At 45.6% G+C, this 12860-nt stretch carries 10 protein-coding genes; 6 read left to right on the forward strand and 4 right to left on the reverse strand.

Annotated features, from left to right (window positions below; all coding sequences use genetic code 11):
- Window positions 1-55: 55 nt before the first annotated feature.
- Entirely contained in the window at window positions 56-583 is a 528-nt protein-coding gene (locus MHH46_RS07855) for a hypothetical protein (RefSeq protein ID WP_076130705.1), read from the reverse strand.
- A 235-nt stretch (window positions 584-818) separates the two neighbouring features.
- Here MHH46_RS07855 and MHH46_RS07860 point away from each other — a divergent pair, with 235 nt between their 5' ends.
- Window positions 819-3494, forward strand: a complete 2676-nt coding sequence (locus tag MHH46_RS07860; protein WP_076130706.1) for a YhgE/Pip domain-containing protein — start codon at window positions 819-821, stop codon at window positions 3492-3494.
- Between the two features lie 82 nt (window positions 3495-3576).
- Here the strand turns inward: MHH46_RS07860 and MHH46_RS07865 are convergent, their stop codons facing one another.
- Window positions 3577-4551 carry an aldo/keto reductase family protein gene (locus tag MHH46_RS07865; protein WP_076130707.1) on the reverse strand — a complete coding sequence of 325 codons (975 nt, stop codon included), beginning with the start codon at window positions 4549-4551 and terminating at the stop codon, window positions 3577-3579.
- A 66-nt stretch (window positions 4552-4617) separates the two neighbouring features.
- Here MHH46_RS07865 and MHH46_RS07870 point away from each other — a divergent pair, with 66 nt between their 5' ends.
- On the forward strand, window positions 4618-5325 hold the full coding sequence (locus tag MHH46_RS07870; protein ID WP_076130708.1) for an SGNH/GDSL hydrolase family protein: 708 nt from the start codon (window positions 4618-4620) through the stop codon (window positions 5323-5325).
- A 41-nt stretch (window positions 5326-5366) separates the two neighbouring features.
- Here the strand turns inward: MHH46_RS07870 and MHH46_RS07875 are convergent, their stop codons facing one another.
- On the reverse strand, window positions 5367-6137 hold the full coding sequence (locus tag MHH46_RS07875) for a DeoR/GlpR family DNA-binding transcription regulator (RefSeq protein ID WP_076130709.1): 771 nt from the start codon (window positions 6135-6137) through the stop codon (window positions 5367-5369).
- 244 nt (window positions 6138-6381) lie between these two features.
- Between MHH46_RS07875 and MHH46_RS07880 the strand changes: the two genes are divergently transcribed.
- The 4 genes from MHH46_RS07880 to fucU are packed head-to-tail and all read left to right on the forward strand — an operon-like array spanning window position 6382 to window position 10731.
- Entirely contained in the window at window positions 6382-8145 is a 1764-nt protein-coding gene (locus tag MHH46_RS07880) for an L-fucose isomerase (RefSeq protein ID WP_076130717.1), read from the forward strand.
- 29 nt (window positions 8146-8174) lie between these two features.
- On the forward strand, window positions 8175-9620 hold the full coding sequence (locus tag MHH46_RS07885) for a rhamnulokinase family protein (protein WP_076130710.1): 1446 nt from the start codon (window positions 8175-8177) through the stop codon (window positions 9618-9620).
- A 20-nt stretch (window positions 9621-9640) separates the two neighbouring features.
- Entirely contained in the window at window positions 9641-10291 is a 651-nt protein-coding gene (locus MHH46_RS07890) for a class II aldolase/adducin family protein (protein WP_038569477.1), read from the forward strand.
- An 11-nt stretch (window positions 10292-10302) separates the two neighbouring features.
- Window positions 10303-10731, forward strand: a complete 429-nt coding sequence (gene fucU / locus MHH46_RS07895) for an L-fucose mutarotase (protein WP_076130711.1) — start codon at window positions 10303-10305, stop codon at window positions 10729-10731.
- Between the two features lie 75 nt (window positions 10732-10806).
- Here the strand turns inward: fucU and MHH46_RS07900 are convergent, their stop codons facing one another.
- Window positions 10807-12798: a beta-galactosidase gene (locus tag MHH46_RS07900; RefSeq protein WP_076130712.1), complete on the reverse strand. Its 1992-nt coding sequence runs from the start codon at window positions 12796-12798 to the stop codon at window positions 10807-10809.
- Window positions 12799-12860 lie beyond the last annotated feature (62 nt).

Here is a 12860-nt window from a genome sequence, read left to right on the forward strand (position 1 = left end):
CAGTTCATAAGCCATTTACATGGCTGCTGAGTAACCCTCTTTCTTATGTTGCACCTTAAGGTATATATTGTTGAACGATAGAAGTAATTACGCCGTCCTGAATGGTGATGTGATACGGGAACTGGCTCAAGTCGATGACATCCGTTTTATTAAATTGATCCATAAATTGCTGTAAGGTGATGGACTCATTCCAGTTGATATCCAAGTCATCCATATTGCCAGTGTGATCAAAAATTTGCATCGTCACTGTGGCGTTATCCGCAATCGGATAAGTTGTCAGAGTATCAACATCATTTACAATATAATAACTGTCTGGAGCTCCGCCTATTTCTGCTGCAGCTTCTGGATCTCTTTCAGCAAAGATTCGATCGGCATCAGCACCCTGATACCAGTTTATTTCATCGGTCATACCGGAGAGCTTGCCATGGTCGGATTCAATAGTATGAAAGTAAACTGTTTGATGCTGGGTCTTGTCACTATCTTGCGCATCTACCCGTGTTCCAACGGTACTTGCAGAAGTAATGAGGGAAAGAAACAACAGAACAACAACCGGTAACACATACGCTGACTTTTTCTTAAACATTATTAATCTCCCCCTTGAGATATGTAAGACGTTGTATAAAACTTATTACCCGCTCTGTTTTTTCTTAAACGGGTTTATATTACTCTTTACGTGAGAAGAGCAGTTTTTGTTGCATTTTTTTAAAAGTTTTTTTGAAAAGCAATGAGAAGTCATGAGTTCCCTAAAATGAATAGTAAAAGCTTGTCTCCTCGGGCATATTAAAATATCAAAACATGCAGATTAGGGGGAGCAGCGAATGGGCGGAATACTACGGATTTATAGGAACGATTGGCGTAACTTATTCAGAGTTCCTGTGGCCGTATTGCTGGTTGCCGCTTTGGTGGTATTGCCCTCCGTGTATGATTGGGTGAACGTTGCGTCAGTATGGGATCCTTATAGCAATACTTCTGGCATTAAAATTGCTGTTACCAGCTTAGATGAAGGTACTAAGGTGCAGGAGAAGGATTTTAATATCGGCAATGAGGTCATGGAAAGTCTTCGGAGCAATAAAAACTTGGGCTGGACCTTTGTAGATGCAGAGACTGCACATAATGGTGTCAAACGCGGAGACTACTATGCCAGTATTGTTATCCCTGCAAATTTCTCCAAACGAATGACTGGAATTCTTGAAGGAACGATTGTGAAACCAGAGATCGAATATACCGTCAATGAGAAAATAAATGCGATTGCTCCTAAAATCACAGATAAAGGCGCCACTTCAATCACCACACAGATCAGTGAGAATTTCACGGAAACGATTAGTGAGACGGTATTTACTGTTTTAAGTCAAATTGATAAGGAATTTCAATCTGAATTGCCCATTATACGCAAGGTAGAAAAAGGATTGTTTAAATTAGAGGCGAGTCTGCCAGAAATTGAAACCGCAGGTAAACGTGTATTAAAAATTCAGGAAAATTGGCCGCAGATTCATGCCTCAGCAGAGCGTATTTCCACATTGGAGAATAAGCTGCCAGAGGTGGAAAAAGCGGGTGAGGCTTTAGAGAAAATTGCTGAGCATTGGCCGCAAATCGCGAGTACCTTAGATCATTTAGGGGGGCTACAGGACAAGCTGCCCAAGATTGAAGAAGCGGCACAGCTAATCGTTCAACTTGATAACCATTATGGTGAAGTTGAACAGATCATGGCTCAGGCCTCGCAAGGTCTTACGGAAGCGCATAAAATCGTTAATGCTGCCTTAACAGCACTGCCTGAGGCAGAAAAGATTGCCACTGCCGGAAATGATTTTGTTCTGGAGCTTCAACAATTTTTGGAGAAGAGCAGTGCTGCATTTGAAGCTGTTCCAGCAGCTGTCAAACAGAATCTTAATCTCCTACAGCAAACGGAGAGCTCAGTGGTCAAGCTTGCTGAACAGTTAAAGGGAGAGGATAACGAGCCACAAGCTGTACGTGAGCAGTTGGAGGTACTCTCAGCACAGTTGGCTGCAGGAAGCAGCGTGATTGAACACACACTTTCTATGTTAAATGCATTGAACACATTTTCACCTGAAACAGTGTCTATTGCTGATCTTGCGGCATTGAAAGGTGTAGACAGTGTTTTGAACAGTCAGAAGTCCTTGGTAAATGCTATGGCGGCTGACCTTCAGAATAAGGATAACGCTGATTCCAGTGCAATTAACCAATTGTTCCTAAAGTCTGGTCTTGGGAAGCTGGCAATTGCGAAGCTTATCTCTGGGTATGATTCGTCGACTATCCCTGCCATAAAAAATACACTGGAGCAAATAACTTCGGCGGCAGATGTCACAGCCACCGCATTGCAGCAGGTGCCAGATCGTATACCCGCGCTGGGTACCCTACTGGAAGAGACGATGTCGGCGATTGAGTTCGGGCAGACAAGCTTAGCTAGTCTGCAGCAGGATTTGCCAGCTATACGCGAAGCGGTCCACACAGCAGCCAGTGGGGTTGCCGATCAGACCCAGGGCTTTGGTGCTTTCATCCGAGATACACTTCCGCTATTGGAGAGCAGCTTACCTACTGCAGGGGAAAAGATACAGCAAGCTGCGAATTTCGTGCGTCAGGATCTGCCTACTGTAGAAGAGCGGGTTCATCAGGTCTCGGAGTTGATACGTACAGGACTCCCCCGTGCAGACAAAGGAGTGGCGCTTGCCGCAGATTTGGTGAGAAATGATCTTCCAGTACTGGAAGACTCGATTCGAAAAGCCGCCTCCACGATCCGCCAAATTAAAGAAGAGATTGATCTGGGGGAAATTGCGCAACTGCTCGGAGGAGATATTAAGAGCAAAAGTGATTTTTTGGCCAATCCGGTAGTGTTAAAAGAGAATAAGTTATATCCCATTCCGAATTACGGCTCAGCAATGACTCCTTTTTATGTCGTACTTTCCTTATGGGTCGGAGGCACACTGCTTGTCTCTCTTCTCCGCACAGGTGTGGATACGGGGGGGCTAACGTACAAAAGATATCAACTATATTTTGGCCGCCTGCTGACCTTCCTTACGGTGGGAATTCTTCAGGGGCTGGTGGCTGTCCTTGGCAACATTTTTATTCTGCACTGTTATGTGGTGAATAAGGTGTGGTTTGTACTTTTTGGAGTGTTAATCAGCATCGTGTTCGTAACCATTGTGTTTACGCTTGTCGCTGTATTTGGCAACCTGGGAAAAGGGATAGCGATCGTATTCATGGTGCTTCAATTCTCTAGCTCCGGCGGCACATTTCCGATTAGTACGACTGGGCGTTTTTTTCAAATATTAAATCCGTATATGCCGTTTACCTATGCAATTAGTCTGATGCGGGAGGCGGTTGGGGGAATTCTGCCGGAAGTGGCGATTCGTGATGTGATTTATCTGATTATCTTCGGTGTGCTGGCACTCTTGCTGGCATTACTCCTCAAGAAACCACTGGAGCCTTTTATCCATAAGGCATCTGAACAAGCCGAAGAGTCTAAATTGATTTCTTAAAGAAAAAGAGGATGTACCTAAGCCATGGTGATGGCTTTTGGCACAACCTCTTTTGTGTACTATATGGCAATTGTGCAAAAGGTTATCTGGCAGGAGCAAAATCAGCTACCGGCTTAAGAATCTCCTCGATCTTCTGTAAAGTATCTGCGGAGAGTACCGCATCTACAGCTTTGGTGTTCTCTGCAACTTGTTCTGGCTTACTGGCACCAATTAATGCTGAACTTACACCAGGCTGGCGTAGAATCCATGCCAATGCCAATTGCGAAAGCTTCAGGTCTAAACTGTGAGCGAGTTCATCCAGCTGTCCAACCACAGACAACACATCATCACGGAGGTAGCTGGAGATCACACCATTAACTGAATTATCCGCTGCACGGGTTCCTGCTGGAGGTTGTTGCCCCGGTTTATATTTGCCAGTCAGAATTCCTTGCGCTAGTGGAGAGAAGACCACTTGGCCCAGCCCCTCACGCTGGGATACTTCAAGGACCTCATCTTCAATATAACGTTCGAACATATTATAGATGGGTTGATTCGAGATCAGTGGACGCAGGTTCAGTCTGCGGCTGATACCAGCTGCATTGGAGATTTGGGCTGCGCTCCATTCGCTAACAGCGGAGTAGAGAATCTTACCTTGAGCCGTCAGATCATCCAGCGCGCGTAGAGTCTCCTCTACAGGGGTCTCTGTATCAAAGCGATGACAAAAATATACATCAATATAATCGGTGCCTAAGCGGCGGAGGCTGGCTTCACATTGCTCCATAATATGCTTCCGGGACAAACCACGGTTATTAACATCGTCTCCCATGGGGAAAAAGACCTTTGTACTTAGCACATAAGATGATCTTTCATAGGAGCGTAGAGCAGCACCCATCGCTTTTTCGCCTTCACCACGGTTATATGCATTAGCCGTATCAAAGAAATTGATACCGCATTCAAAAGCTTTGCTGATACAAGCATCGGCTGCCTTTTGCTCTGCTGCTGTTCCATATGTAAGCCAACTGCCTAGTCCGATCTCACTGATTTTGAGCCCTGAATTGCCTAGTCTTCTATATTTCATTTTTCTCTTTCCTCCTTGTATTCTATATGATAACTTTACTTGTATTATAGGAGACATTCAAGTTGAATGATTAATATACTAGTAATCAAGGAGATGAAAGATTCAATGACTAATCCAGCTACTAAAAAATCAAAAGTGATCTTATTTCAGGGTGACTCCATTACGGATGGGAATCGGGGTCGTGATGAAGACCCGAATCATATTCTTGGACATAGCTATGCGTATATCATTGGGGGCAAGCTAGGGAATGAGCGGGCAGAAGAGAATCTGGTATTCTATAACCGCGGAGTGAGTGGAGATCGAATCTCCGATTTATATGCACGCTGGAATGAAGATGCAATTAGCTTGCAGCCTGACATCATTAGTATATTGATTGGGGTTAACGATATTTGGAGAATGATGAAAGGGGAACCAAGTGGAGTTACGGACCGTTTTGAACGCGCTTACCGTCACGTACTTGAAGAAACACGTGAAGTTCTGCCACATACGAAGCTGGTTTTATGTGAGCCTTTTATTTTAAATACCGGAGCTCCAGCTGAACAGTGGGCAGAATGGGAAGCGAAGATTACACATTATCAGGGAGTGGTTAAGCAGCTGTCTGAGCAATTTGATACGGTCTATGTACCTTTACAGGATGCTTTCAATGCAGCTGTGGAGAGAGCAGAAGCAGCCTACTGGCTGTGGGATGGCGTTCATCCGACGACTGCCGGGCATGATCTGATTGCTGGGGAATGGCTGGAGGTCGTCTTGGAAAGTGGTCTTTTAAACAACTAAGTTATAAAGTTATTATCTCTCTTTATCTATGCACCTACTGATCACTCAGCGGGCGCATAGATAAGAGATACATGGTAATTATTTAAGAAATCGGTCCATTCCTCAGAAGGCTTCTGATCTGTAACAATATAATCCACTCTATCAAAGCTGAACAACTTAATGAACGCAGTCCGGTCAAATTTGGAGTGATCTACGAGCAGAACCACTTTATTTGCCTGCTGCTGCATAAGCACCTTCAGTTCACTTTCTTCTTCATTTGAATCACTTAGCCCGCCTGTCATGGACAATGCTTTACAACTGAATATAGCTACATCCACATTATATTTTCGAATCGTCTGTGAAGCGGTATTTCCAACAAAGGAGCTGGTCTCGGGACCTAAAATTCCACCTGTGGAAATCAGCTTTTGACCGGAGTGTTGAAATTCGGATAATACCACCAGAGAGTTCGTAATAATTGTCAGATTGTTTTTCTCCTCAATAATTCTACGCAAGGCTTCAAACACCGTTGAGCTCGTATCTGTCACCAAGCTGTCTCCATCATTGATTAATTGCAGTACATTATCGGCTATGATTCGCTTTGCTTCAATATTGACCTGATGTCTGCTGATGTAGGAAGGATCTTCATTGGTATGGGCGTTGAGAATGGCTCCACCATAATTTTTTTTGGCAAGGCCTTCTTTGTCCAGTTTATCTAGATCCCGCCGAATGGTCTCTTCCGAGACGTTGAATTTTTGCGCTAGCTCTGCGACATGGACCTTCTTCTGTCTGTAAAGCTCTTTAATAATTAGATCCCGTCGTTCAAATGCTTTCATTCATTCACTCACCTTTATATATAAATCGTCTGCTTTCTAGTGTACTACATTGTTGTTTAAATCTAAAAATAATTACATATTCACATAAAACCACAATATATAATAATAATATCACATAAAACCACACTTTTGTTTAGGAGATATGTTGTTTTGTGTTGACTAAAGCGCTTGCAGATTTTATGATGAAGGAGAAATAGATCTATTAACGATGACTCTAAGATGATCTTGAGGAGGAACGGCATTGATAGAAAACTATCCGAAAATTGGTATCCGCCCAACCATTGATGGCAGAAGAAGAGGCGTTCGTGAATCACTGGAAGAGCAAACGATGGGCATGGCTCAGCGGGTGGCTAAGTTTATTGAAGCGAATTTAAGGTATCCGAATGGGAGTCCTGTAGAGTGCATCATCGCCGATTCTACGATCGGTGGAGTTAAAGAAGCTGCTGCTGCGGCTCAGAAATTCTCCGGGGCTAACGTAGGGGTGTCGATCACCGTGACGCCTTGCTGGTGTTATGGCTCAGAGACAATGGATATGGATACATCCATTCCGCATGCCGTGTGGGGATTTAACGGAACGGAACGGCCGGGTGCTGTGTATCTAGCTGCTGTTCTCTCGGCGTATGCTCAAAAGGGAATTCCTGCGTTTGGTATCTATGGTGAAGATGTTCAAGAGTCTAGCAGTGAAGAGATTCCAGCGGATGTGCAGTCTAAATTGCTGCAGTTTGCTAGAGCAGGCTTAGCAGTTGCTCAAATGAAGGGGAAATCATATTTATCTATGGGTTCTGTTTCGATGGGGATTGCGGGTTCCATTGTGAATGAACAGTTTTTCCAAGAGTATCTGGGCATGCGCAATGAATATATAGATATGTCTGAATATGTCCGGCGCTTTGAAGAAGAGATTTATGATAAAGGGGAATTTAAGCGTGCGCTAGCGTGGACTAAAGAAAACTGCCAAGTTGGCGCCGATAATAATCCGCCGCATCTGCAAATCAGTGCAGAAGAGAAAGAGAAGCAGTGGGAGACCTGTGTGAAAATGACATTGATCGCCCGCGACCTGATGATCGGCAATCCGGTTCTCGCTGAGCTTGGTTTTGAGGAGGAAGCTAACGGCCACAATGCAATTGTTGGCGGTTTCCAAGGCCAGAGACAATGGACGGACCATTTCCCTAACGGCGATTTCATGGAGACGATGTTGAATTCTTCTTTTGACTGGAACGGCAAACGTGCACCTTATCTCGTAGCGACAGAGAATGACAGCTTGAATGGGGTAACGATGCTGTTCAATTATTTGCTTACGAATACAGCACAAATCTTTGCGGATGTCCGAACCTTCTGGAGTCCCGATGCTGTGAAGCGAGTGACGGGTCATCAATTGGAGGGAGAAGCAGCTCACGGAATACTACATCTGATCAACTCTGGTTCGGCAGCGCTTGATGGTACAGGTGAGCAAAGGATAGAGGGTAAGCCTGCAATCAAACCGTTTTGGGAGATTACAGACGAAGAGGCTGAGGCTTGTCTAAGCAATACACAATTCCGGCCAGCTTCTCAAGAATATTTCCGGGGAGGCGGCTTCTCTACCGATTATTTAACCCAAGGCGGAATGCCGGTTACTATGGCTCGTTTGAACCTGGTGAAGGGGCTTGGACCTGTTCTTCAACTTGTTGAAGGTTACACTGTAGAGCTGCCTGAAGAGGTTCATCATACTTTGGATCAAAGAACAGATCCGACATGGCCGACGACCTGGTTCGCTCCTAAGCTAACTAACAGTGGTTCATTCCAATCGGTATATGATGTCATGAATAATTGGGGCGCGAATCATGGGGCGATCAGTTATGGCCATATCGGGGCGGATCTGATTACGCTGGCGTCGATTTTACGCATTCCAGTAAGTATGCATAACGTTGAGGAATCACGTATTTTCAGACCACGGGTGTGGTCGTTATTTGGGACGGAGAATCTGGAAGGAGCAGATTACAGAGCCTGTCAGAATTTCGGACCGCTATATTAAAATCTTCTTGTGGAGCAGGTGTGCTTGAAATGGGTGATACGATTAAGCTTCTGGCTATGGATCTTGGCGCCAGTTCCGGAAGAGTGATGTTGGGATTGTATGACGGTAACACCCTTCGCATAGAAGAAATTCATCGGTTTGCTAATACGCCGGTGTATGTTGGCGGGCATTTGTATTGGGATGTTTTGAAGCTCTTCCACGAAATGAAAAAAGGAATCCAGAGAGCTTATAGGGCGCATGGAAAATTGAGGTCTCTAAGCGTGGATACGTGGGGAGTCGATTACGGTTTTATTGATAAAAGAGGGATGTTGCTCTATTCCCCCCATCATTATAGGGATAGGAGAATGGGAAGTCATCGTCTAGGGTTGGAGGCGCTGCTTCCACCAAGGGAGCAATTTAGCATTACAGGTATTCAACCGAGCTTGATTAATACGGTTTATCAGCTGTTTGCTGATTTTCAGGATAATGATTCTCTGCTAGAGATCGCAGATACTATTTTAATGATGCCAGACCTGTTCCACTATTTATTCTCTGGTATCGCGGCAGCAGAAAGCACGATTTGGAGTACAAGTGGCTTAATGGACGCTGTATCTGGTAAAGTCTCCACTGAAGTATTCAGCAGGCTTAATATCCCGGTTGGTCTAGTGCCACAACGGGTTCAAGCGGGAACGGTTATTGGTTCTATCCTTCCGGTAATTCAAGAGGAGCTTAGCGTAGGTTCAATGGAGGTAATTGCGGGTGCTTCTCATGATACGGCTTCAGCAGTAGCTTCTATTCCTTATTCTCTAAAGGAAGATGCAGCATTTATTAGCTGTGGTACATGGTCGTTAGTGGGCATGGAGACGCCTAAAGCTGTCATTACAGAGAAAAGCTATGAATACGGATTCACAAATGAGCAGTGTTACGGCCAATCTAATCGTTTGCTCAAAAATATAACGGGACTATGGATTTTGCAGGAGCTGCAAAGGAATTGGGCCGAAGCGGGAAAATACGTCAGCCAAGGCCAAATGGTTGAGCTAGCCGAAACCATAAATCATGCTCCAGCAATTATTGATCCGAATGACGAGCTGTTCAGTACACCCGGTGTGATGACCCAACGGATTAGAGAATATTGCGAACGAACAGGCCAGCAAGCCCCTTATACGAAAGCTGAGATTATACGCGTCATACTTGAGAGCTTAGCAGAGTCCTATCGCCATACGATTGACGAAATGGAAGAGATCACCGGCAAAAAAATCAATATCATTCATATGGTCGGTGGTGGGATTCAGAATGAACTGCTCTGTCAGCTTACCGCTAATATTACGGGGAGAAAAGTTGTAGCGGGGCCTGTGGAAGCCAGTGCAATTGGCAATATAATTATTCAACTGGCTGCCCTAGGGGAACTGGAAATCTACGGGGGCAAGCAGGTAGTGGAAAGTTCTTTTGCCTTTAAGACATATCTGCCTTCTTTGGTGAAGGTTTGTGAAAAATAGGATACGAGGAGAGAAACCCTATGGATACCTTAGAACAAAAATTACGTTTGCAGATTTGTGATATCGGGAGAAACCTGTTTAATAAAGATTTTATCGCGGCTAATGATGGGAATATTTCTGCTCGTTTATCAGAGAATGTAATTCTGACTACCCCCAGAGCGGTGAGTAAGGGATATTTAGAGCCTCATATGCTTGTAAAAGTGAATCTGCAAGGTGAAGTCCTTGAAGCAGCTGAAGGCTACAGACCCTCAACGGAAGCAAAAATGCATCTAAGAATTTATAATGAGCTGCCAGAGATGAAGGGTGTGGTCCATGCACATCCCCCGTATGCTACTGCATTTGCCATAAAAGGTGAGGCGCTCGACAAGATGATGATGCCAGAGTCGGTGATTATGATCGGAGATATTCCGTTGGCGGAATATGGAACACCATCGACGGAAGAAATTCCAGATTCACTGATGCCTTTCCTGGGCAAAAAAACTGCGGTTCTGCTCGAGAATCACGGAGCCCTTACTTGGGGAGAAGATGTTATGGAAGCATATCTGAATATGGAGCGGCTTGAGTATACCGCCAAGCTCACCTTCATTACCCGGATGATTGGCGGGGAGAGAGAATTGCCGCAGCATCGGATTGATGAGCTGGTAGCGTTGCGATCATTTTATGGGAAGTAAAGAGGTGCCTTATGTTAAAAGGAATTCCTAAGCTGCTGTCTCCGGAGCTGGTACTCATTCTGATGGAGATGGGTCATGGGGATGAGCTTGTATTGGCTGATGCGAATTATCCCGGACATTCGTTGAATCCGAGGGTACTGAGATATGATGGCATCGGTATTCCTGAACTGCTGGATGCCATCTTAGAGTTGTTACCTCTGGATCATTACGCAGAGCAACAGGTGGCTTTTATGGCAGTGGTTGCAGGAGATCCAACTGTGCCGGTCATTTGGACCACATACGAGACTATCATCGCCAAACATGATGCTGAAGCCACGATTAAACATGAGGAACGTTTTGATTTCTATAACCGTTCTAAGCAAAGTTATGCAGTGATAGTTACAGGTGAGGAAGCGTTGTATGGGAACGTTATTCTTAAAAAAGGCGTTATAAAAAGTTGAAATAACGGAAATGAAGCCGCTAACCGCTTGGGTGACCAAGGAGTTAGCGGCTTTTTATGCTGCAAGGATAAGTATTTATAACCGGATTACTCGGTACTCATATGCACCAAGGGAGAGGGGGCCGCAGGCCACGGATTTGCCTGAGAGAACATCATGTCCGTCCCGCGGGAGTGTGAGACTTCCCCCGTGTCCATCCATATTTACAAGGGTCCAGACTTCGGCAGCCTGGTCATCGCTTCTAGGGCAGACAAGGGTTCCCTTAGTGACATCACTGCGTAGGGTAACACCAGCACGTTCTGCATAATGATCAATGAGTTTATATAACATTAGGTCGCCTTCTTCACCGGCAGGCATTGAACCCAGCATAACAATAGTGCCTTGTCCGTAAGGCTGCTCCGTCAGGAAGGACAACCCCGGCGTCACCCCCTCCGTAATCATTCCGATACTGGAAACGGACTCTGAAACGGGTTCAAAAACAGAACTCCACAAGGACAAGGGAGCAGATACCCCAAAAGCGTGTCCAATCGTGCCTGTTGATTCCAGCGGATAGGTAAACTTAGTTTTGACGCCTGCTAACCGCTCCAATTCCCCAAGTCCGGCATTCGTATGAAGGGTATGCTCCTTCGTTCGTCCTCCGGTAAGAGGACCGACAATCCAAATCCCGCCAGCTGCTGTGAAGGCCAGGGCACTTTGCACATACTCGGGGGACAAATAATGTACGAATGGAGTGAATAACAGCTTGTATCCGGTTAAGTCTCCGCCTTCGGGCAGCAGATCCCTGTGAATGCCCATATGAAGAATTCTTTTGTAGAAATCGCCCAGCAGACTACGATAATTTAGCTTCCGATGAGGTTCAGTTGCGAGATAAGCTTTGGTTCTGTCCGAATAGGTAATCGCAACATCTGCCCGAAGGGGCCGGGTGGAGAGCATAATTTGTTCAATTTCCCGCCGTGCTTGATTGGCCTCCAGCACATTAACGTACCCTAGAGCTGGTTCTCCCCAGGCACTAAGGATCGAGCTATGCGTTTGTTCACTTCCGGAAGTATGCTGGCGCCAGAGCCAATAGCAAAATGCACCTGCACCCAGCGCATAGGCGGCAACTGCTTCTGCTTTCAGATATCCATTCGGATGGGGCACACCAAAACTGACTAGAGATGCGGCAAACGAGGGTCCGGTCTCCATTATCCAGAAATCTTTTCCCGGCTTGAAATTTCGCCACAGATCACAGTTAAGCAGATAAGCATGCATATTTTCCTGTGAGGCATAGGTGTCGTAGGCAGCAAAGTCGAGATTTTGAAATAGCCGTTCATTATCTAGATGAAAAGCGACACTGCTGTTGTGGGTAATTGGCGCAGTGGAGTGGCGGCGGATAATATCAGCCTGCTCATCGGCGAATTCAGCGATCTTTTCCATTGAAAATAAGCGATACATCGTCCGCAGGGATGAATTGTGGAGGAAAGGTGCGGGTCCTGGCTGTGGCACCTGATCAAAACGTTGATAAGTTTGGCTCCAGACGGCTGTTCCCCATGCCTCATTCAACCTTTCAATGGAGCTGTAGCGCTGCTGCAACCAGATATGCCATAAGCCTTTACAGGTCTCACACATACACTCCGCCACATGCGCTTTGAATTCGTTATCGAGCTGCCAGGCGGCTAACCCCGGCAGTGCTCCGGTCTCCTTGGCAATATGCTCCGTAATGATGGCAGCCCGCTTACGAAAATAAGGATTGTTGGTACAAATATGCTGCCGTGCTCCATGTCCCATTACCGTTCCGCTTTCATCCACATAACAGCGCTCAGGATGTCCATGAGTAAGCCAGATGGGGGGTGTAGGTGTCGGCGTACACATTACTGTGTCAATTCCGTTTCTATGTAACCTTTCGATATATTTCACGACGGGGCCGATATCAATCTTATCTTCTTCTGGCTCCAAAGCAGACCAAATGAATTCTCCGATTCGTACGATATTAATCCCCGTTTCTTTCATTAGAAGGATGTCCTGCTCAAGCACCTCTTCACTCCATAGCTCGGGATACCAAGCAGCACCGTAGTATAGCTTGTTCTTCAATTCAGTTCCTCCTTTAAGGCAAACATTTGCTGGAAATCATCACTTGGAATCATAGGTGCTTA

This window comes from Paenibacillus sp. FSL H8-0175 (genome assembly GCF_045040615.1).
Taxonomy (GTDB): Bacteria; Bacillota; Bacilli; order Paenibacillales; family Paenibacillaceae; genus Paenibacillus_AQ; species Paenibacillus_AQ odorifer.

What these genes read in the sequence shown, in the direction of transcription:
- MHH46_RS07855 (WP_076130705.1), bottom strand. Translation starts at nt 583, where the DNA reads ATGTTTAAGAAAAAGTCAGCGTATGTGTTACCGGTTGTTGTTCTGTTG.
- MHH46_RS07860 (WP_076130706.1), top strand. Translation starts at nt 819, where the DNA reads ATGGGCGGAATACTACGGATTTATAGGAACGATTGGCGTAACTTATTC.
- MHH46_RS07865 (WP_076130707.1), bottom strand. Translation starts at nt 4,551, where the DNA reads ATGAAATATAGAAGACTAGGCAATTCAGGGCTCAAAATCAGTGAGATC.
- MHH46_RS07870 (WP_076130708.1), top strand. Translation starts at nt 4,618, where the DNA reads ATGATTAATATACTAGTAATCAAGGAGATGAAAGATTCAATGACTAAT.
- MHH46_RS07875 (WP_076130709.1), bottom strand. Translation starts at nt 6,137, where the DNA reads ATGAAAGCATTTGAACGACGGGATCTAATTATTAAAGAGCTTTACAGA.
- MHH46_RS07885 (WP_076130710.1), top strand. Translation starts at nt 8,175, where the DNA reads ATGGGTGATACGATTAAGCTTCTGGCTATGGATCTTGGCGCCAGTTCC.
- MHH46_RS07890 (WP_038569477.1), top strand. Translation starts at nt 9,641, where the DNA reads ATGGATACCTTAGAACAAAAATTACGTTTGCAGATTTGTGATATCGGG.
- fucU (WP_076130711.1), top strand. Translation starts at nt 10,303, where the DNA reads ATGTTAAAAGGAATTCCTAAGCTGCTGTCTCCGGAGCTGGTACTCATT.